The organism is Klebsiella sp. GFKo11, from assembly GCF_056490265.1.
Genome location: NZ_CM151369.1, coordinates 3,383,126 through 3,403,558, shown reverse-complemented (window position 1 = coordinate 3,403,558; position 20,433 = coordinate 3,383,126). Strand labels below are relative to the sequence as shown.

The window sequence follows — 20,433 nt, the reverse complement described above, 5'->3', positions numbered from 1 at the left end:
CCTTGTTAGCCTGATAAATTTAATGGTTATACACTTACCTCTTCCCTGCGAAAGCGGGACGGTGGCATTAATCCTGGAGAAAAGATGAAAAAATCATTAATGGTTGTGTGCGCTGGCGCGATGCTGGCTCTTCTGGCGGGCTGTAGCTCAAACTACGTGATGACAACAAAAAGCGGGCAGACGATTGTGACTCAGGGTAAGCCGAAGCTGGATAAAGATACCGGCATGACCAGCTATACCGATGAGTCCGGCAACCAACGCCAGATCAACAGCAGTGATGTCGCTCAACTGGTGGAAGACAACTAAGGGTTGTCATCGCGGTTTGCCCCTGCGGGCAAACCGCAAAAGTGATTTACTGCTGTTTTTCGATCCCCGGCGCGGTGCTATGAATGGCCTGCACGCGTTTACGCACGCCAAACCATCCCGCAACCAGCAACACGGCAATCAGCGGAATCGAGCCGATAGTATAAGTACCGTTCGGATAGTCGAAAGCCATTAATACCAGCACGCTCAGCAGGAACAGCAGAGTCAGCCAGGAAGTGAAGGGCGCGCCCGGCATTTTGAAGCTGACGTCCGCCGCTTTGCCTTCCTTAATCGCTTTACGCAGGCGCATCTGACACACCACGATAAAGCCCCACGAAGCGATTATCCCCAGCGAAGCGACGTTAAGGACAATCTCGAATACCTGCGAAGGCACCAGATAGTTGAGGAATACCCCGACCACGTAGACCGCCAGCGTCGCCAGAATCCCGGCGTAAGGCACATGATGGCGGCTCATTTTCGACATAAACTGCGGCGCGGAACCGCCCATCGACATGGAACGCAGAATGCGCCCGGTGCAGTAGAGACCGGAGTTCAGGCTGGAGAGCGCAGCGGTTAACACCACGATATTCATCACGCTGCCGATATACGGCACGCCCAGCTTCGAGAAAAAGGTGACGAACGGACTTTGCCCGGCCTGATAAGCATTCCACGGCAGCAGCAAAACCAGCAACAGCACCGAACCCACGTAGAACAGGCCGATACGCCAGATAACGCTGTTAATCGCACGTGGCACCATGGTTTGCGGGTCTTTACACTCGCCAGCAGCGGTGCCTACTAGCTCGATAGAGGCGAAGGCGAAAACCACGCCCTGCACCAGCACCAGCGCGGGTAGCAGACCGTGTGGGAACAGGCCGCCGTTATCGGTAATCAGATGGAAGCCGGTGGCGTTGCCGTCCAGCGGCTTGCCGCTGCCGAGGAAAATAGTCCCAACCACCAGAAACGCCACGATCGCCAGCACTTTTATCAACGCGAACCAGAACTCCATCTCGGCGAACCATTTCACCCCGATCATGTTCATGGTGCCGACAATCGCCAGCGCGCCAAGGGCGAAAACCCACTGCGGAACATCACCAAATGCGCCCCAGTAGTGCATATACAGCGCAACGGCGGTGATATCGACAATGCCGGTCATCGCCCAGTTGATAAAGTACATCCAGCCCGCAACGTAAGCGGCTTTTTCGCCAAGGAACTCACGGGCGTAGGAGACGAAGCTGCCGCTGGAAGGGCGGTGAAGCACCAGTTCGCCCAGCGCGCGTAAAATAAAGAACGAGAACAGGCCGCAGACCAGATAAACCAGCGCCAGCGCGGGACCTGCCATCTGTAAGCGCGCGCCCGCGCCGAGGAATAAACCGGTACCGATGGCACCGCCGATGGCGATCATCTGCACCTGACGGTTGCCCATTGCCTTGTGATAACCGGACTCTTGCGAGTTCAGCCAGTGGCGTTTTGCCGCATGCTGCTCCGCCACAGTAGTGTGTTTCGTATTCATTGATATTGCTATTTTCCTGTCAATGTCCATGAGTGGTTCGTGATGCTGGCCCCCCCATCATTCTGGTGAATGAGATAAGCCAACATGGCGGAGAATCCTACACGCATCACAAAATGGACGCACGCAAAACATTAGCGGGCAGCACTTGCTTAAATATCAAGGAGATCGGTTATTTTCTGCCGGCAGGAGAATGGTCAGAGAATTTTGCTCATCGCTTGCGACGTTATTGCGCTATTATTCTCAGCCCGCATTTTGCCCGAGAGACAACGATGAAAATCAACGTAGTAGGGACCAGCGGCGTCGGCAAATCTACCCTCGCGCGTCGGCTGGCTCAGGAACTGTCACTACCTTATATCGAAATGGATGTGCTTTACTGGCGGCCGGAGTGGCAAGGGACGCCGGATGATGAGTTTTACGCCAAACTTGCCGCTGCTCTCGACGCGCCAGGCTGGGTGTTGGACGGCAACTACAACCGCAGCCGTTCGGTGAAATGGCGTGAGGTTGATTTGGTGGTATGGGTGGATTACAGCTTCTGGCGCACCTTCCGCCAGGCGGTATGGCGGGCGGCCTCCCGTGCAAGCCGCCGACAGGAGCTGTGGCCCGGCACCGGCAATTGCGAAACCTTCCGCCGCTCCTTCTTTAGTCGGGAATCCATTATTCTCTGGACGCTAAAAACCTGGCGTAATAATCGCCAGCGCTATCTGGCGGATATGCAGGACCCACAATATCAACATATTCGCTTTGTGCGTTTGCGCAACCAGCAGCAGACCGAGGCGTTGGTCCGCGAGCTTCAACAGCAATGCCGAACGTGAACCAGGAGGCGCGCCGCCTCCGGGATTGTCTTATCACTCAATAAACTTCGCGGGCACCGCCGCCGTTAACCGAACGCCATTCTCCGCCTGATAAAACTCAATGTTCTGCTTATACATCGATAAGGCATTAATTTTCAGCACCACGGGCTTACCGTAACGTTTTCCCACCTCAGCCGCGGTTGTTTCGTTGTCGGACAGATGCACATATTGTCTGGCACCGGGAATCAACCCCTGCTCACGGATCGCATCAACAAATCGCGTTGCGGTCCCATGAAATAAAAACTCAGGCGGCGTTGTTGCAATAAACGTGATATCAACCTGTCGGGAAGAGTGCCCCTGAACCGCGCGGATGCGTTGGCCATCGGCTGAAATGGCAAAACGCTTTTTATCGTTGTTTTCAACAACTGATTGAATGAGTTGCCTGTCGAGCTGCACGCGTTCTCTGGCCGCGCAGGCAATCAATGTGTCGATATCCGCCCAGCCTTCGTTATCCAGTATCAGTCCGATGGCTTCGGGCTGATGGCGTAAGACATAACTTAAAAATTTACTCACTTCTGTATGTGATTTGCTCATTAAATTTAACCCTTGCTTCCTTGTTGAGGGGGAATGATTAGCGTGTTTTTATATTACTTGTAACTTTGATCAATGGTTTTTTTATCCGCGATGAGCCATAACGTACGGTCGGAAGAGGCAGAAAGAGGCTGTTTCTTCACTCCCTGTGCGCCTATAATTGCAGCCCGAATTTTGATGTTGGCAAGGAGCCGCGTGTGGCGACAATAATCAATAACGCAATGCTCGATGCCATTTTGGCTGAAGTCAGGCCGCTGATTGGGCGCGGCAAGGTGGCGGATTATATTCCGGCGCTGGCCAGCGTCAGCGGCGATAAGCTCGGCGTTGCTATCTGTACGGTGGATGGTCAACACTACAGCGCTGGTGATGCTCACGAGCGTTTCTCTATCCAATCTATCTCGAAAGTGCTGAGCCTGATAGTAGCAATGAACCACTATCAGGAAGAGGAGATCTGGCAGCGAGTGGGCAAAGACCCTTCCGGGCAGCCATTTAACTCGCTGTTGCAGCTGGAAATCGAACAGGGTAAACCGCGCAATCCGTTTATTAATGCCGGGGCGCTGGTGGTCTGCGATATGCTGCAAAGCCGTCTTAGCGCGCCGCGTCAGAGAATGCTGGAAATCGTCCGTCGCCTGAGCGGCGTGAGCGATATTGCCTATGATCCGGTGGTGGCCCGTTCCGAATTTGACCACTCGGCGCGTAACGCCGCCATCGCGTGGCTGATGAAATCGTTCGGCAACTTTCATAACGATGTTGCGACGGTGCTGCAAAATTACTTCCATTACTGCTCGCTGGAGATGAGCTGTGTCGAACTGGCGCGCACGTTCTTGTTTCTTGCCGATAGCGGCATTGCTCCGCACCTTACGTCGCCGGTTATTGCACCGATTCAATCACGCCAGGTTAATGCGCTGATGATGACCAGCGGCATGTACCAGAACGCCGGTGAATTCGCCTGGCGCGTTGGTTTACCGGCGAAATCCGGCGTTGGCGGGGGGATTGTGGCTATCGTCCCGCAGGAGATGGCGATTGCGGTGTGGAGCCCGGAGCTTGACGAAGCCGGGAACTCGCTGGCCGGTATCGCTTTACTGGAAAAACTCACCCAAAAACTGGGGAGGTCGGTGTTCTGATGGTGCCAATCGACACTCTATTTTCTCGCCTTCAGCGTTCCACTTTTCGCTCCCGATTTCGCCTTGGCGTTAAGGAGCGGCAGTATTGCTATGATAAAGGGGCGGACGTTATTGACCAGCACGCCGCCGATTTTATCGGCAAGCGGTTGGCTCCTGCTGAAATACCTAACGATGGTAAACAAACCCCAATGCGTGGGCATCCGGTGTTTATTGCGCAACACGCCACCGCTACCTGCTGTCGCGGGTGTCTGGAAAAGTGGCATGCCATCCCGCAAGGACGGAGACTTAGCGAGCAAGAGCAGCGCTACGTGGTGCAGGTCATTCACCACTGGCTGGTCATCCAGATGAATTCTCCCGACCAACGCTCGCTTTAATTCATCAGGCGTCGGTGTATGCCTGATAATTATTCTCATGATATGATGCCGTGCTAACTAATTATTAACATAATAATTGCCTGAAACAATTAGACGGATAATCATGAATGTCTCCACTGTCGATTCGGTCATTCACGCTGTTTCGTGAGGAACAACCCGTGCGCGATGCGCTGGTCTTGTTCACGTTAACGCTACTGCTGCATTTCTTTGGCGCGATGCTGCGTCTGGTTCAGGAACTGTCCTTCTTTTGGCCGCTGAATGCGGTAATGGCGGGTATTTTCGCACGTTATATTTGGCTAAATCGCAGTTATTTTTACGCCGTCTGTTTTGCCGCCATGCTGGTTTATGACGGTTTAACTTCGCGCTGGGGAATGGGCTTTGCTTCCTTCCTGATTAATTTCTCCAATATTGTTTTTATTGTCACCCTTGCTCAGTTGATTCTGTGGGACAAACGGCGAACGGATTCAATGCCTGGCCCGATTAACGCGCTGAGTCTGTTTTGCTATTGTTTGCTGGCGGCGTTGTTGTGTGCCGCCGTGGGTGCGCTGGGGTCGGTGGATGTTGAACGCGCCACCTTTATTCCCCAACTGGCGGACTGGTTTAGCGAACAGTTTTCAACAGCCGTGCTGATTCTGCCGTTTGTTTTGACACTGACGCTGCCCTCGGCATTTGGCCGTTTTCGCTTGCGTCAGCTGCTGCCGGCTATTGCCCTGGTGTTGTCGATTATTCTCGGCGTCGCCGTTGGCGGGGCGGGGAGCATTACTTTTCCGCTACCGGCGCTGATTTGGTGTGCCATTCGGTACCCCTTACCGCTAACCTGCCTGTTGACCTTTATTACCGGAATTAGCGAAATTTTGCTGGTGGCTAACTCGCTTATCCATCTCTCGCACGATACGCGGATGCAGCCGTGGCAGCTCTTCTCGACCCGGCTTGGCATAGCGGCAATGCTGATTAGCCCGATTATTGTTGCCTCCAGCGTCGAAGCGATTAATAACTTGATGAAACAGCTGGCGCTGCGTGCTGATTTTGATTTCCAGACGCGCGTTTATTCCCGTTCCGGTTTAAGCGAAGCGCTGAAGCGTCGGCCATTATCATCCGAAAATCTATTAACGGTCATGGTGCTGGATATCGACGGCTTTAAACAGGTCAACGATCGGTGGGGGCATGAGTGCGGTGATTGCGTGCTGGCCCAGTTTGCACAGCAGGTGCGGCTGCTGGCGGGTGAACAGGGCATGGTGGCGCGTATTGGTGGCGAAGAGTTCGTGGTCGCGGCGTTAACGGCCTCAGAGCAGGAAGGACAACTACTGGCGGAGAAAATTCGCCAGGGCATCGAATCGCAAACCTTTACCTGGGGTCAAAGCCAGATCAAACTGACTATCAGTATGGGAATGGAGAGCCGACAGCTCGGCGCTGCGCGGGTGAACGATCTATTTAATCAGCTATTAATGGATGCTGATGATTATATGATTCGGGCGAAAAAAGCTGGGCGTAACCGGATCTGTACGGAAAAGCTGGCTGAAAGCACGCTATAAGAAAACGCGATGATAAATATTGTTGTGTTAAATATACGTTAAAAACATAGTGGTGTGGTCGATTTCAAGGAGTTACTTATGACCACATCCTTTTCTCTGCGCACGCTGTCGCGTGACGATATTCACGAACACCTTTCTCAATTAACCGACATCCTCGTCAGTTGCGTCAACGGCGGGGCGTCGGTGAGCTTTATGCAGCCCTTTAATCCGCAAACCGCGACGGCATTCTGGCAGAGAATGGCGCAGAGCGTTGCCGCCGGGGAGCGTACCATCCTCGCGGCGGTAGATGCGCAGCAGCGGTTGGTCGGTACAGTACAGCTAATCACCGACCAACCGGAAAACCAACCGCACCGTGCCGACGTCGCCAAACTTCTGGTTCACCAAAATGCACGTCGACAGGGGCTGGCTAACGCACTGATGAACCGGCTGGAAGAGATTGCGCGTGAGCAGGGTAAGAGCGTTCTGGTGCTGGATACGGCGACGGGCAGTGGCGCAGAAAACTTTTATCTTCAATGCGGTTGGGAAAAAGCTGGGGAAATTCCGCGCTATGCGCTGATGCCGGACGGAGAGCTGACCGCGACGTCTCTGTTCTATAAATTTCTATAATAAATTTGATATTGCATACAGCTTTGATCAAAACAGGGTTTCACTCATGTAAAAACCTGATAACTTATTGGACCAATTACTCAGGTTGTATGACTACTCTATGAGGGAACCCTTGTGAAAACATTAAACCGTCGCGATTTCCCGGGCGCGCAGTACCCTGAACGTATCATCCAGTTTGGCGAAGGCAACTTTCTGCGCGCGTTTATCGACTGGCAGATCGATCTGCTGAACGAGCATACCAACCTGAATTCTGGGGTGGTGATCGTGCGTCCGATTGAGAGTTCATTCCCACCGTCGCTCAGTACTCAGGATGGTCTCTATACCACGATCATTCGTGGCCTGAATGAGAAGGGCGAAGCGGTCAGCGATGCAAGGCTGATTCGTTCTGTAAACCGGGAAATCAGCGCCTATGCGGATTACGATGAGTTGCTGCGCCTGGCGCATAACCCTGATATGCGGTTTGTGTTTTCCAATACCACTGAAGCGGGCATCAGCTACCACGCAGGCGACCGTTTCGATGATGCGCCTGCGGTCAGCTATCCGGCGAAGTTGACCCGCCTGCTGTTTGAGCGCTACAGCTATTTCTCCGGTGCGGCGGATAAGGGCTGGGTCATCATCCCTTGCGAACTGATTGATTATAACGGCGAAGCGCTGCGTGAACTGGTGCTGCGCTACGCGCAGGAGTGGGCGTTGCCGCAAGCGTTCCTGACCTGGCTGGATGAGGCTAACGCCTTCTGTTCCACGCTGGTGGACCGCATTGTTACCGGCTATCCGCGTGATGAAGCGGCGCAGATTGAAGAGCAACTGGGCTATAAAGATGGTTTCCTTGACACCGCAGAGCACTTCTACCTGTTTGTGATTCAGGGACCAAAATCCCTGGCCGCGGAGCTACGCCTCGACAAGTTGGCGCTTAACGTACTGATCGTTGACGATATTAAGCCGTATAAAGAGCGCAAAGTCGCCATTCTTAACGGTGCGCACACTGCGCTGGTGCCGGTCGCTTTCCAGGCTGGCCTGGATACCGTTGGTGAGGCGATGAATGACACTGAAATCTGTTCTTTCGTCGAGAAGGCGATTTATGAAGAGATCATTCCGGTTCTCGACCTGCCGCGTGATGAGCTGGAATCTTTCGCCAGCGCGGTAACCGGGCGCTTCCGTAACCCGTACATCAAGCACCAGCTCCTGTCTATCGCCCTTAACGGGATGACTAAATATCGCACCCGTATTTTGCCACAGCTGTTGGCGGGGCAGACGAAGGGCGGCAAGCTCCCGGCACGTCTGACTTTTGCACTGGCGGCGCTGATCGCGTTTTACCGCGGTGAGCGTAACGGCGAGAGCTATCCGGTGCAGGATGACGCTGAATGGATGGAAAGCTATCAGGCGCTGTGGGCCCAGCATCGTGATGCGCAAATCAGCACCGGTGAACTGGTGAAAGCGGTGCTGTCCGTTGAATCCCACTGGGAGCAGGATCTGACTAAAGTTTCTGGCCTGGTAGAGCAGGTTACGCAGGATCTGGATGCTATTCTGCGCGATGGCATGCGTGCGGCGGTTAAACCGCTGTGCTGATGTTCTTAAAGACCGCACGCTGGATTTTGCAGGCCGGGTAAGGCGGCGGCCGCCACCCGGCGATTATCCAGGCACAATGCCTGAAGCTGATTTGTTATCGATCTCAACCCGGCTACCGCCGGGTTAGTTTTGCGCTTAAATTAGTTACAACATACTGAATGCTTTATTTAATATCACCGGTCTGAAAGACCCTGCTCGTAAAGCTTGGCAGAGCACTGAAGGAAAACAGGGAGATGAATCCTGACATCAGGAGAGACAACGCTCTTCAATATATGTAAAAATCCGCATTACTTTCTGTTCTGGAATGACTCGTATGGTTTCTGTACCGTTTCCCGTGGTGACCTTGCTCGCACTGTTTATCCTACTTGCCATGGCTCTTTTCTCAGGCAAACCTCATCACCGCGGTACGGTACAATTTCTTAGCGCATGCATATTGCTTCTTTCTGTCAGCATGTTGCGCTGGGAGTATGATTCAGTCGCGCTGAGAAATCTTCAGGCTATGATGGCAGTCTTGTTACCACCTATCGCCTGGCACAGTTTTATGTCGTTGACAGAAATGAAACGACCACGCTATTTATCATGGCTGGTCGGCCCGGTCATCATCACCTTACTTATCGAGGGAATTTGGCCCACAGCGACCGATATGGTGCTGTTCCTGTTGTTTTTCAGCTACGGATGCGGCCTGATGTGGGTCGCATGGCGAGGGGACGATATCTTTATCTTCAGCCGACTCAGTGAATCCTTGCAGACAACGCGGATGGCTTTTTTTGCCGGTTGCTTTCTGTGTATATCCGCATTGACCGATCTCACTATCGCTTTTGACTTCAGTATGACCGGCGGCAGACAAGCTCCCGCTATCGTGGCGTTGTTTCAGGCCATGCTACTGCCGTTAATTGGTTTTGCCATTATCAGTGCGGGAAGAACCACCGCCGTATCCAATGCACCTCTCAACAAAGAAGTCACTCCCGAACCGCCCACACAACCCGCGGGCGAGCAGAATGAGATTTATGTGATACTTGAGGAAAAGGTTCGCGCAACGCAAATCTATCTTAATCCCGACCTCACATTAAATTTGTTGGCCAGAAAAACGGGAATTCCTGCACGTCAGCTTTCAGCTGCGGTCAACGCATTATGTCAGTGCAACGTATCGCAGTGGATTAACTGTTTCAGGATTGAACGGGCGCAGGCGTTGCTACTCAGCAGCCCGCAGCCCGTGACTGAAATCATGCTGGATTCGGGATTTACCACCAAATCCAATTTTAACCGCGAGTTTCAGCGTATTTGCGGTATGTCGCCTACTGCTTTTCGTCAACAGGCGCGCGATAATCAAGCGACGAGTTCAGAAATACCATGACCTTTTGGGCCACTATTTGATGGATGGAGGCCCGATTTGCCCCTTCACCGTCCTGGCAGACGATACCGTCGCCGGGAGAATCCTCTTCAATAAGCGCCACGGCTCCTGGCTTACACAATTGCATAAAACTGAAATGTGTCGCGCCATTAACCAACTCAAACTTTGCCCATCGATCGGGGATTTCGCTAGCAAGATACCCTGACTCCTGTTTGGCAGGGAGTGCGGCCAGTGCATCACTCTGGGCTGCCAGGAGCAGGACCGGAATGTTGATAGTGTGCAGGCTCTGTGGGGTAAATCCAGGCACCATTCCGAGATCGAGAGAAACGATCGCTTTAATTCGCTTATCTTGCAAGTTCGCAGCAAGTTTCTCCGGAGACTGTGGTTCATTTATGCCGAGTTTTTGCGCGATTTTGCAATCACCGCGCAACGGATGCTGTTGGCAGTCTTGCTTAAAACGAGCTGTGTCGAAGCGAGCACCGGCCAGTTCCATGACCGTCCAGCCCCCCAGCGAGTGGCCAGCGGCGGCAATGCGTCTCTTATCTGTTTCACCAACCAAATTGGGCGAGCTCATCACGAAGTTAATCACCCGCGTGATGTCCTGTGGACGCCGCCACAACTTTTTTGCCTCAATGGGGTTTTGGTTAAAGGTGGTGGTCCCTGGATGATCCGGTGCCGCAACGATATATCCTTGGGCGGCCATAGCGGTAGCGAGCCAGGACAGATTTCGCCAATTTCCGTTATAGCCGTGCGACAGCACTAACAGAGGATGTGCGCCAGGTACTGGCTGCGCGTTGCGAATAACGGAAATGCCAACAAAAGCAGGATTGTCTGCCACACGCTCCATTTTTCCAGGCATCACAGTGGGATACCACAGCGTCACTTTCACGGTGTCAGGCCCTGAACCGGGGAGCGTTATCTGACGAAAGCCGGTGCTGGCATGCGCCTGGAGACAAAAGAATAAGGTCGATAATAAAAAAATCCACGTTCTGAACATGATGTAACCCCGATTGCGATGAATGTGTCACCTTGATACCTGAAGCGTCTTGTTTCGGCGTCCTGGAACACGATCGAGGTCGTCAAAAGCGTGATTTCATCATTCTGAGCGTATTCCTCGTTGAGCGAAAAGGATGAATTGTGTCCCAGGCGCTTGAAGAAATTATCTGTCCGGAAAATAATGGCTTATCCGTTTAAGGGGAAATGCGATGGTCATTGAGATTCGCGAAGCAGGTCCGCAGGACAAAGCGCAGTGGTTACAGCTGTGGGAAGGTTACACCAAATTTTACGGCAGCCCGCAGCCGCAGGACGTCACTGAATACACCTGGCAACGCCTGCTTGATACCGCTTCGCCGCTGTTGGGCCGCGTTGCCATGGTGGACGGGAAAGTGGTTGGGTTTGCGATTTGCGTGCTCCACGAAGGAACATGGGTAAAAACCCCAATCTGTTATCTGGAAGATCTGTATGTTGACCCGCAGGTGCGCGGGCGCGGTATCGCCAGGACGCTAATGCAATCGCTGCAAGCGGAAGGCATAGAGAAAGGATGGTCGCGTCTTTACTGGCATACTCGCACTGACAATCCGGCCCGGCGTCTTTATGATGAATTCACGCCAGCTGATGACTATGTTCGCTACCGCATAACGCTCTAAAAGTCTGAGATTAAGAAGTTGTTAAGATTTTATCTGTAAAACAGGTGAAAACGGCTCAGGAGAAGCAAAAATGGAAAAACGCATAGAGACAGTCGTCAATTTAATCATGTTTCTTTCGCTGTTGGCCACCGCATGGGACCTCTCCCTGGTACATCACCTTTCCTGGTAAATCAGATGATACGGCGCTCGTTCCGGCGCCGTATTCCCATTCTTATCGTTCAAGACGAGCGTCGCGCCACTATAAACAGGCGAGGAAATAACAATAAAACCTTTCCGTTACACTGTAACGGATAATGCTCTCTGAGCAGTTCCAGATAGCGCTCAAGAAACGCCTCGCGCTGCTGTTCATCCAGCGGTTGCAGAAACGGTCTAAGCCCTGTGGACTGCAACCAGTCAATAATGGCCTGATGTGAATCCAGAGGGTGGTAATAGGTTGTGCGCCAGATATCCACCTCGCAGCCGCTAGCGGTCAGAATATCGTAATACTCCTGCACGCTCGGCAGCGGATGACGTCCGCTAGCCGGATGCCCCAGCTCGTTTGCTACCTGGCGCATCAGGGTATGCGACGGCTCCTGCCAGTTATCAGGCATCTGCACCGCCAGCACGCCATTCGCCGCAAGATTCCCCACCAGATGAGGAAACAGCCGCTGATGATCGGTTAGCCACTGCAGAGAAGCATTGGCGTAGATCACGTCCGCTGGGCGCTCGGGGCGAAACTCACCGATATCTGCGGCGACAAACCGGCAATCGGCCAGCGTCCGGGCGGCTTCTTCCAGCATCGCTGGTGAATTATCGACGCCAATAATCGTTGCCTCCGGCCAGGCGTCGCGCAACAGGGCGGTACTGTTGCCCGGTCCACAGCCTAAATCGATGGCCAGCGCTGCGGGGTGATGGGCGATACGAGCGAGAAGTTCAGCGGCGGGGCGCGTACGTTCCGCGCCAAATTTCAAATACAGTGAAGGGTTCCAGTCTGCCATAGTGCGCTCCGGTTGTGAGAAACTTGCCATCAGCATAGACGGCAATGACGCTCTGGCAACAAAATCGTTGACGCTTTTCAGTGACACCGTCACTTTTTTATGCACCGTGCTGAGCGATGCATCACGGTACTTTCAGTGGTTGCCAGGTAGACTACGCGCCGTGAAATAGTGGCTATCGGAAGGACAATGGCTCTAATAATTAAGGTGTTGCTTGAAAATCGACTCGGTGAGGGAAAGGACAAAATGCTGCGGGCGAAACCGGGTTTGAGCCTGCTTTTGCAAGATGAAACCAGCCGCGTCCTGTTTGATACCGGGCCTGACGGCAGTTTTTTACACAATGCCCAGCGTATGGGCGTTTCTTTAAAAGATTTAACTGCGACGGTGCTGTCGCATGGGCACTACGATCACTGCGGCGGCGTGCCGTGGCTACCGGATAACAGTCGTATTATCTGCCATCCGCAAATTGCGAAGCGGCGTTACTCGGCGCTATCGCTGGTCGGGCAACGCTGGAAAATTAAGAAACTATCGCGGGAAATCGACTATTCCCGCCACCGGATGGAGTATAGCCGCGAGCCGTTGCGGATTAGTGAGTGGTTAACGTGGTCCGGTGAAATTGCCGTCGCCAGGCCAAAAGCTTACGGCGTACTTGATGGTCAGACACAGGATTATATTGCCGATGAAGGCGTGCTGATCTACCGCTCGACCCGAGGGCTGGTCATTATCTGCGGCTGCGGACATCGCGGATTGATCAATACCATCAGGCACTGCCAGAAGATAATGGGCGAACAGAAAATACACGCTGTCATCGGCGGTCTTCATCTGCGCAGCGCTTCCCCCTGGCTCATACGCCAGCTGAAACTGTTTTTGCAGCAGCAAAAGGTAGAAAAAATTATGGCGTGCCACTGCACCGGCTCATGGGGGCGATGGTGGCTTTCAGCGGACGCGGCCCCGGCAACGGGCGATACGCTAGTGCTGGAGTAGCGGCTTAATTTATAATTGAGTCACATATAAATAACATTTTCGTCATTTATTAAGTACATTATTTCCAGGCCCATACACCTTCCCCTTGGGGGAAGGTCAAATCGTTATTTCACTATTATGTGTAAAGGTATATAGAGAAACTTCATTCTGTTTAATACCTGTTTTTCCTTCTGAAATATTATTTAATTCTGCCGGTGAGTGTGATTTAATTCGGCGGTCATCTCATTGTGAATATCAATATGATCCCGTTACTTCAGGCATTATTTAAACAAGCAACCCGGCGCAGGCTACGTATCCGCGCTGGGCTTGTTATTGCCTGTTGGTTACTGCTCAATCTTCAGCTCGCGGTCGCGGCGCATCATGGCGGCGGCCAACCATCGGTCGCGCCGGAAGTGCAGGTTCACCATATTGTTGATGGCATGATGGGTATGCCCAGTATGGAAAGCGCTGGTCAGAAGGTTATTTGCGAGAAACACTGTGACCCGGACACGGCTCAGCCTAATTCTTCAACTGCGCTGCAGCTAAATGCTCTTCCCTCAGAGACCGCACTGTTAGTGGTTTCCCCGCAGCAGGAAAGTTGCGCTGAACGTATGGACTGGCATACGCCGCCGGTCACTGGCCCTCCGGCTGAAATACGCTTCTGCCGCTTCAGAGAATAAATCTCCGTTAAAAACATCCATCAGATCTGCCCGGTCTGCGGGCGACTTTATGTTTTTTTCGGAGATATTATGATGCGTTCTACTTCTATTTTTCTGCTTATTACCAGCGTTCTGACCTTTACCGCCGTCTCATTTCCCGCCAGCGCCGAAGACAGCGCCATGCATCACCACAATATGTCCACGATGACGGACATGTCGAATATGAATAAGCAGGATGATTCCGTTACGACTTATTCGGCAAATGGGCTGATTAAAGCCTGGCGCGATAATTCGGTATCCATTGCCCATTCGCCCGTTGCGCAACTGAACTGGCCCGCGATGACCATGAGCTTTGCGCTCGGCGAGTATCAGGGTGAAAAGTTAGCAGTGGGGCAGCGGGTTAATTTTACCTTCCGTCAGACTGACTCCGGCTACGCGCTCGTTTCCATTACCGCGCAATAACTCCGGAGTCACTATGCACATCTTAAATAAGGCGGCCTTTGGGCTGCCGCTTCTGCTGTCGTTGATTTCTACCAACGGCTGGGCGACGACGCTGGCGGAGGCCCTGTCGGCTGCGCAGAGCTACTCCGCCGAGCTTTCCGCTAACGATCATCAGGTTAACGCATTAGAAAACATGGCGGACTCCGCCATGCAGCTCCCCGACCCAAAGCTGAAATTTGGCATTGAGAACGTCCCGTTGGGGGGGAACAACGCCAGCCGCCTGACCCGTGAGGGTATGACCATGCAGCGGGTCGGTGTGATGCAGGACTACGTCAGCAGTACCAAACGCGAGCGCAAAGCCGACTCGATAACCGCCGAAGCGCGGCGAACGGCTGCCAACGCTGATGTGATTCGCGCCCGGCTCCAACGGGAAACCGCTCAGGCATGGCTGGCGCTGGCGGTGGCGCAGAAATCGCTACGCTCAGTACAGACATTGATCAGCGAAACTTCCCGGCAAATTGGCGTCCAAAAAGCGGGCGTCAGTAGCGATAGCGCCAGTCCCAGCAGCGTGCTGGACGTTCAACTGGCATTGAATGCGATGAAAAATGAGCAGGATAACGCGCGTCGCGATGTGCAGGTCGCTCAGGCGCGCTTGCTGCAGCTCACCGGCAAGGATGTGCGCGATATCTCCGGCCCGCTGCCGCGCATCGAACGACTTCCGGCGGATGAAACCACCTTAATCGAGGGGGTTAAACTCCATCCGGAGCTGATCCAGGCCGCGCGAGAAGCCGATCTGGCAAAAGCGAAATCAGGGCAATCGGAGGTGGCGGCGATCCCCGACGTCGGCGTTGAAGTCTATTACGCCAGGCGCGGGGATGATTACGACGACATGGTCGGAGTGATATTCACCGTCGATATGCCTATTTTTCAGGGCAAACGTCAGGACAAAGACCACGCCGCCGATGTTTCGCGCGCCTTTGAGGCCAACGACCAGCTAACGCTACTCCTGCGCGAACACCAGGCGCAGCAGTATCAGCTGATCTCGCAATATAACGCGGCGAAAGCAATATACGACCGCCAGCAAAGCGAGGTGCTGCCGCTGCTGCGCAAAAAAGTCAGCCTCGTAAATGCCCAATATCGGGCGGGCAGCTCTGCGCTTAGCGAGCTGTTATCCGTGCGTCGCGATCTGCTGAGCGGCGAAATCGCCAGCAACAATGCCGAGAAAGCGCTCGCTGACGCGTGGGCTGCCATTCGCTACCTGATTCCGCAGGATGTTAAATAATGAAGCTTAAATCTGTTATTACCCTGGTGGCGCTGGCCGTCGCCCTTGCCGCTGCGGGCGGATACTGGCTGGGCGCACGAAAAGCCCCGACAATGACCAACGGTGGAGAGGATGCGGTAGCAGGCCGCACAGTGCTGTACTGGTACGATCCGATGACCCCCGGCGCGCGTTTTGATAAGCCGGGCAAATCGCCATTTATGGATATGGACCTGGTTCCGCGCTATGCCGATGAAGGTGAGGGCGATAATGCGGGCGGCGTGCAGATTAGCGCTCGCCAGCAGCAAAATCTCGGCGTACGTACGGCAAAGGTTTCCCGTCAGGCGCTGGCGCTCAAACTCAACGCGTTTGGTACCGTTGCTATTGACGAACGCAGCGTTGAAACGGTTCCAGCACTGGCTAATGGCCTGATTGAGAAGCTTTACGTCAACGCCTCGCAGCAATTTGTGAAAAAGAATCAAGCACTGGCCGAGCTGTGGATCCCGCAGTGGGCGGCAGCGCAGCAGGAGTATCTGGCGGTGAGGCAGCTTGGCGATAGCGGGCTCACCGCCGCCGCGCGCGGGCGCTTGCAGTTGCAGTTTATGCCGGAAGCGATTATTCGCAGCGTCGAGCGCAGCGGCAAACCGCAAACCCGCATGACCGTTCGCGCGCCAAACGCAGGTTACGTCAATAAACTCGATGTGCGAACCGGTGCGCAGGTGACGGCCACTCAGGCGCTGTTCGAACTGGCGAGCCTCGACCCGGTATGGATAGTGATTGATTACCCGGAAAACCAGGCCAGCCTGCTGCGTCTCGGTAGTCAGGTGACGGCGACTACCAGCAGCTGGCCCGGGCTGACCGTCCAGGGCAAAGTCAGTGAATTGCTGCCCGACCTCGAAGCCACCACCCGCACCCTGAAAGCGCGCGTGGTGCTGGAGAATCCGCAGCATCAACTGAAGCCGGGAATGTACTTAAACGTCCAGTTGGCTGAGGCGAATCAGAGTCGCGCCGTTCTGACCATCCCGGAAGAGGCGCTGATCGCCACCGGCACCAGCAACCGCGTGCTGATCGCTGATGGCGAAGGGCATTTCCGTCCGGTTGAGGTCACCGCCGGACGCGCGCAGAACGGGCTGGTCGAGATCAAATCCGGCCTCGAAGAGGGCCAGCAGGTGGTCACCTCCGGCCAGTTCCTGATTGACTCCGAAGCCAGCCTGCGCAGCGCGCTGCCGCAAATCGCCGGGCAGGAGGGCACGGAGGCTAAAACGTACTCGACGCATGGTGTTATCAAAGTGCTGAACGATGAATCGGTCACTATTGAGCATCAGCCGGTCCCGGAACTGAAGTGGCCAGCGATGACCATGGATTTTGCCATTACGCCGCAGCAGCGTCAGCAAATCCGCCCCGGCGAGTCGGTGATGTTCAGCTTTTCCCTGACCGACGACGGGGCGCAAGTCACCTCAATTATGCCGATGACCGGCGCTAAGGAGCAGCCATGATTGCCGCCGTTATCCGCTGGTCATTGCGCAACCGTCTGCTGGTGCTGCTGGCGACGCTCATTATGGCTGCCTGGGGCGTCTGGTCGGTACAGCAGGCACCACTGGATGCGTTACCGGATCTCTCCGATACTCAGGTGATCATCCGCGTCAGCTATCCCGGCAAAGCGCCGCAAATTGTTGAAGACCAGGTCACTTATCCGCTGACCACCACCATGCTATCGGTACCGGGTGCGAAAACCGTACGCGGCTTTTCGATGTTCGGCGATTCCTACGTTTACGTGCTGTTTGATGACGGCACCGACCCGTACTGGGCGCGCTCCCGCGTGCTGGAGTATCTGAGCCAAATCCAGAGCAGCCTGCCGCCGGAAGCGAAAGCCTCGTTAGGGCCGGACGCCACCGGCGTCGGCTGGGTGTTTGAATACGTGCTCACCGATAAAAGCGGTAAGCACAGCCTCGGCGATCTGCGGGCGATTCAGGACTGGATCCTCAAATATGAGCTGAAAACCGTGCCGGATGTTTCAGAAGTCGCCAGCGTCGGCGGGATGGTGAAAGAGTACCAGGTGATCCTCAACCCTGACCGGCTGCGGGCGCTGAACGTGACGCACGAGCAGGTGATTAGCGCCATTCAGAGCGCCAACCAGGAGGGAGGCGGCTCGGTGCTGGAGCTGGGCGAAGCCGAATATATGGTGCGCACTACCGGCTACCTGAAATCCATTGACGACTTTAATCAGGTGGTGATTGCCTCGCGCAACGGCGTGCCGGTGCTGCTTTCCGACGTTGCCAGCGTGCGCCGCGGCCCGGCGATTCGTCGCGGTGTCGCCGAACTCAACGGTGAAGGGGAAGTGGCGGGCGGGATTATCATTATGCGTTCGGGCAAAAATGCGCTGACCACCATTAACGCGGTGAAGGCCAAACTGGCGGAAGTCAAAAAAAGCCTGCCCGCTGGCGTGGAGATTGTCCCGGTGTACGACCGCTCGCAGCTGATTAAAAACTCGGTTGAGACTCTGACCCATAAGCTTATCGAAGAGTTTATCGTTGTGGCGGTAGTCTGCTCGCTATTTTTGTTTCACTTTCGCAGCGCCCTGGTGGCGATGATCACGCTACCGCTAGGGATCCTCGGCGCGTTTATCGTCATGCACTATCAGGGCGTCAGCGCCAATATGATGTCGCTCGGCGGGATTGCGATTGCCATCGGGGCGATGGTGGATGCGGCAATCGTGATGATTGAAAATATGCACAAGGTGCTGGAGCAGTGGCGGCACGATCACCCCGAGCGCCAGCCATCTTCAGATGATTACTGGAAAATTGCCCAGCAGGCGGCGTCGGAAGTGGGGCCTGCGCTGTTTTGCAGCCTGCTGATCATCACCCTGTCGTTTATTCCGGTATTCACCCTCGAGGCGCAGGAAGGCAAGATGTTCTCGCCGCTGGCCTTCACTAAAACGTACTCGATGGCGGTAGCCGCCGGACTGGGGATCACCCTGGTTCCGGTGCTGATGGGTTATTTTATTCGCGGCAAAATCCCCGATGAGACAGCTAATCCGCTCAACCGCTGGCTGATTCGCGCCTATGAACCGCTGCTGGATAAAGTGTTGCAGTGGCCAAAAGCGACGCTGGCCGCCGCCGGTGTGCTGTTGGTTGCCACGCTATGGCCGCTGGCGCAGCTTGGCAGCGAATTCCTGCCGCAGATTGATGAAGGCGATCTGCTGTATATGCCGTCCACGCTGCCGGGGATCTCCAGTCGCGAAGCCGGACGCCTGCTACAACAAACCGATCGCCTGATTAAAACCATTCCCGAAGTGCAAAGCGTGTTTGGCAAAGCCGGTCGTGCCGATAGCGCCACCGACCCGGCGCCGCTGACGATGCTGGAAACCACCATTCAGTTCAAGCCAAAAAGCGAATGGCGGCCCGGTATGACCATGGATAAGCTGATTAGCGAGCTGGATAACACGGTGAAAGTGCCGGGGATTGCCAACGTCTGGGTGCCACCGATCCGTAACCGCCTTGATATGCTGGCAACCGGCATTAAAAGCCCGGTCGGCATCAAAGTGAACGGCAACAATCTGGCGGAAATTGAAAAAACCGCCGAGGAGATCGAGCGCATCGTGCGCAACGTACCGGGAGTGACGTCGGCGCTGGCTGAGCGTCTCGACGGTGGACGCTATATTGATATCAAGATCGACCGGGTAAAAGCGGCCCGCTATGGCGTGTCGGTGAAGGAGCTGCAATCTGTGGTCGCCAGCGTAGTGGGCGGCGATAACATTGGCGAGACCATCGAAGGGCGTGAACGTTACCCGATAAGCGTGCGCTATCCGCGTGAAATGCGCGACTCGCTGCAAAAGCTGCGCGATCTGCCGGTGGTCACCAGCGGCGGGGCGCAGGTGGCGCTGTCCGAGCTGGCGGATATCGCCATCACCGACGGCCCGCCGATGCTAAAAAGCGAAAACGCCCGCCTGTCGGACTGGATCTACGTCGATATTCGCGGCCGCGATCTGAAATCTGCTGTTGACGAAATGCAGAGTGAGGTCAGCAAACAGGTTAAATTGCCGGAAGGGATCTCGCTGACCTGGTCCGGGCAGTATGAATATCTGGAGCGGGCCACTGAAAAGCTGAAAATCGTGCTGCCGTTTACCCTGATGATCATCTTCGTGCTGCTTTACGTTACCTTCAGCAAGGTTAAAGACGCGCTGTTGATAATGGGTACCTTGCCGTTTTCGCTGATTGGCGGCGTCTGGTTGCTGTGGCTGCTGGGCTATAACCTGTCGGTGGCGGCCGCCGTTGGCTTTATTGCGCTAGCGGGCGTCGCGGCGGAGTTTGGGGTGATTATGGTGCTCTATTTAAATCAGGCGATCGCCAAACGGCGTGAGCAACTTGATGATCGGACCCTCAACGAAGCGATTCATGAAGGCGCGGTGCTGCGCGTGCGTCCGAAAGTGATGACCGTCGCGACGATTATGGCCGGGTTGCTGCCGATTATGTGGGGGGGCGGGACCGGCTCAGAGGTGATGCAGCGTATTGCCGCACCGATGATTGGTGGAATGATCACCGCGCCGCTGCTGTCGATGCTGGTGATCCCCGCGGTGTATCTGCTCACGCACCGCAAAAAGCGCTAACGTTATCAATTCCCCCGGGCCTGGCGGTCCGGGGAAGCATTAGATATTGTGCTCGCATTTCTGCCGGGCGGCGGCTGGCGCCTTGCACGGCCTACAAAACCCGCCATATCATCAGGTGACTCATTTTCCGCAGGCCCG

Annotated in this window: 19 protein-coding genes; 15 read left to right on the top strand and 4 right to left on the bottom strand. The window is 54.7% G+C overall.

Going from position 1 to position 20,433, the window contains the following annotated elements; all coding sequences use genetic code 11:
• Positions 1-84 precede the first annotated feature (84 nt).
• The gene (locus AC07P6_RS16580; protein ID WP_112216843.1) at positions 85-306 is read left to right on the top strand and encodes a YgdI/YgdR family lipoprotein; all 222 of its coding nucleotides are present in this window, start codon (positions 85-87) and stop codon (positions 304-306) included.
• A 46-nt stretch (positions 307-352) separates the two neighbouring features.
• Here AC07P6_RS16580 and ansP read toward each other — a convergent pair whose 3' ends face one another.
• Entirely contained in the window at positions 353-1,813 is a 1,461-nt protein-coding gene (gene ansP / locus AC07P6_RS16575) for an L-asparagine permease (protein WP_304258865.1), read from the bottom strand.
• A gap of 269 nt (positions 1,814-2,082) precedes the next feature.
• Here ansP and AC07P6_RS16570 point away from each other — a divergent pair, with 269 nt between their 5' ends.
• Positions 2,083-2,625 carry an AAA family ATPase gene (locus AC07P6_RS16570; protein WP_304258867.1) on the top strand — a complete coding sequence of 181 codons (543 nt, stop codon included), beginning with the start codon at positions 2,083-2,085 and terminating at the stop codon, positions 2,623-2,625.
• 33 nt (positions 2,626-2,658) lie between these two features.
• On the opposite strand, the gene AC07P6_RS16565 is transcribed toward AC07P6_RS16570, so the two are convergent.
• The gene (locus AC07P6_RS16565) at positions 2,659-3,198 is read right to left on the bottom strand and encodes an RNA 2'-phosphotransferase (RefSeq protein WP_478313765.1); all 540 of its coding nucleotides are present in this window, start codon (positions 3,196-3,198) and stop codon (positions 2,659-2,661) included.
• Positions 3,199-3,392: 194 nt separating this feature from the next.
• On the opposite strand from AC07P6_RS16565, the gene glsB reads away from it, so the two are divergent.
• From glsB to AC07P6_RS16535, 6 genes are all read left to right on the top strand, one after another.
• Positions 3,393-4,319, top strand: coding sequence for a glutaminase B (glsB, locus tag AC07P6_RS16560; RefSeq protein WP_182238473.1), 927 nt, complete (start codon positions 3,393-3,395; stop codon positions 4,317-4,319).
• A complete protein-coding gene (locus tag AC07P6_RS16555; RefSeq protein WP_182238475.1) occupies positions 4,319-4,693 on the top strand; it encodes a DUF4186 domain-containing protein in 375 nt (124 codons plus the stop codon). Before glsB ends, AC07P6_RS16555 begins: the two co-directional genes overlap by 1 nt.
• Positions 4,694-4,800: 107 nt before the next feature.
• Positions 4,801-6,225, top strand: a complete 1,425-nt coding sequence (locus AC07P6_RS16550) for a GGDEF domain-containing protein (RefSeq protein WP_478313762.1) — start codon at positions 4,801-4,803, stop codon at positions 6,223-6,225.
• A gap of 78 nt (positions 6,226-6,303) precedes the next feature.
• A complete protein-coding gene (locus AC07P6_RS16545) occupies positions 6,304-6,831 on the top strand; it encodes a GNAT family N-acetyltransferase (protein ID WP_304258876.1) in 528 nt (175 codons plus the stop codon).
• Positions 6,832-6,945: 114 nt separating this feature from the next.
• A complete protein-coding gene (locus tag AC07P6_RS16540) occupies positions 6,946-8,397 on the top strand; it encodes a tagaturonate reductase (protein WP_478313760.1) in 1,452 nt (483 codons plus the stop codon).
• Positions 8,398-8,710: 313 nt separating this feature from the next.
• A complete protein-coding gene (locus tag AC07P6_RS16535) occupies positions 8,711-9,751 on the top strand; it encodes a helix-turn-helix domain-containing protein (RefSeq protein WP_434658977.1) in 1,041 nt (346 codons plus the stop codon).
• On the opposite strand, the gene AC07P6_RS16530 is transcribed toward AC07P6_RS16535, so the two are convergent.
• Positions 9,693-10,745, bottom strand: coding sequence for an alpha/beta hydrolase family protein (locus AC07P6_RS16530; RefSeq protein WP_478313758.1), 1,053 nt, complete (start codon positions 10,743-10,745; stop codon positions 9,693-9,695). The two genes, AC07P6_RS16535 and AC07P6_RS16530, sit on opposite strands and share 59 nt — an antisense overlap.
• A gap of 208 nt (positions 10,746-10,953) precedes the next feature.
• Between AC07P6_RS16530 and AC07P6_RS16525 the strand changes: the two genes are divergently transcribed.
• Complete coding sequence (locus AC07P6_RS16525; RefSeq protein WP_478313756.1) at positions 10,954-11,394, top strand: N-acetyltransferase family protein; 441 nt, start codon at positions 10,954-10,956, stop codon at positions 11,392-11,394.
• Between the two features lie 218 nt (positions 11,395-11,612).
• Here AC07P6_RS16525 and tam read toward each other — a convergent pair whose 3' ends face one another.
• Positions 11,613-12,371, bottom strand: coding sequence for a trans-aconitate 2-methyltransferase (gene tam, locus AC07P6_RS16520; protein ID WP_478313754.1), 759 nt, complete (start codon positions 12,369-12,371; stop codon positions 11,613-11,615).
• A 186-nt stretch (positions 12,372-12,557) separates the two neighbouring features.
• Between tam and AC07P6_RS16515 the strand changes: the two genes are divergently transcribed.
• The 6 genes from AC07P6_RS16515 (at position 12,558) to AC07P6_RS16490 (ending at position 20,295) form a co-directional block, all read left to right on the top strand.
• Positions 12,558-13,352 (top strand): MBL fold metallo-hydrolase, encoded by a 795-nt coding sequence (locus tag AC07P6_RS16515; RefSeq protein ID WP_478313752.1) that lies wholly within the window; start codon positions 12,558-12,560, stop codon positions 13,350-13,352.
• A gap of 239 nt (positions 13,353-13,591) precedes the next feature.
• A complete protein-coding gene (locus tag AC07P6_RS16510) occupies positions 13,592-14,011 on the top strand; it encodes a hypothetical protein (RefSeq protein WP_478313751.1) in 420 nt (139 codons plus the stop codon).
• A gap of 69 nt (positions 14,012-14,080) precedes the next feature.
• Positions 14,081-14,452, top strand: a complete 372-nt coding sequence (locus tag AC07P6_RS16505) for a copper-binding protein (RefSeq protein WP_478313750.1) — start codon at positions 14,081-14,083, stop codon at positions 14,450-14,452.
• Between the two features lie 13 nt (positions 14,453-14,465).
• Complete coding sequence (locus AC07P6_RS16500) at positions 14,466-15,713, top strand: TolC family protein (RefSeq protein ID WP_478313748.1); 1,248 nt, start codon at positions 14,466-14,468, stop codon at positions 15,711-15,713.
• Positions 15,713-17,185, top strand: coding sequence for an efflux RND transporter periplasmic adaptor subunit (locus tag AC07P6_RS16495; RefSeq protein WP_478313747.1), 1,473 nt, complete (start codon positions 15,713-15,715; stop codon positions 17,183-17,185). The genes AC07P6_RS16500 and AC07P6_RS16495 overlap by 1 nt, the downstream gene beginning before the upstream one ends.
• Positions 17,182-20,295 carry an efflux RND transporter permease subunit gene (locus AC07P6_RS16490; RefSeq protein WP_181482325.1) on the top strand — a complete coding sequence of 1,038 codons (3,114 nt, stop codon included), beginning with the start codon at positions 17,182-17,184 and terminating at the stop codon, positions 20,293-20,295. The genes AC07P6_RS16495 and AC07P6_RS16490 overlap by 4 nt, the downstream gene beginning before the upstream one ends.
• Positions 20,296-20,433 lie beyond the last annotated feature (138 nt).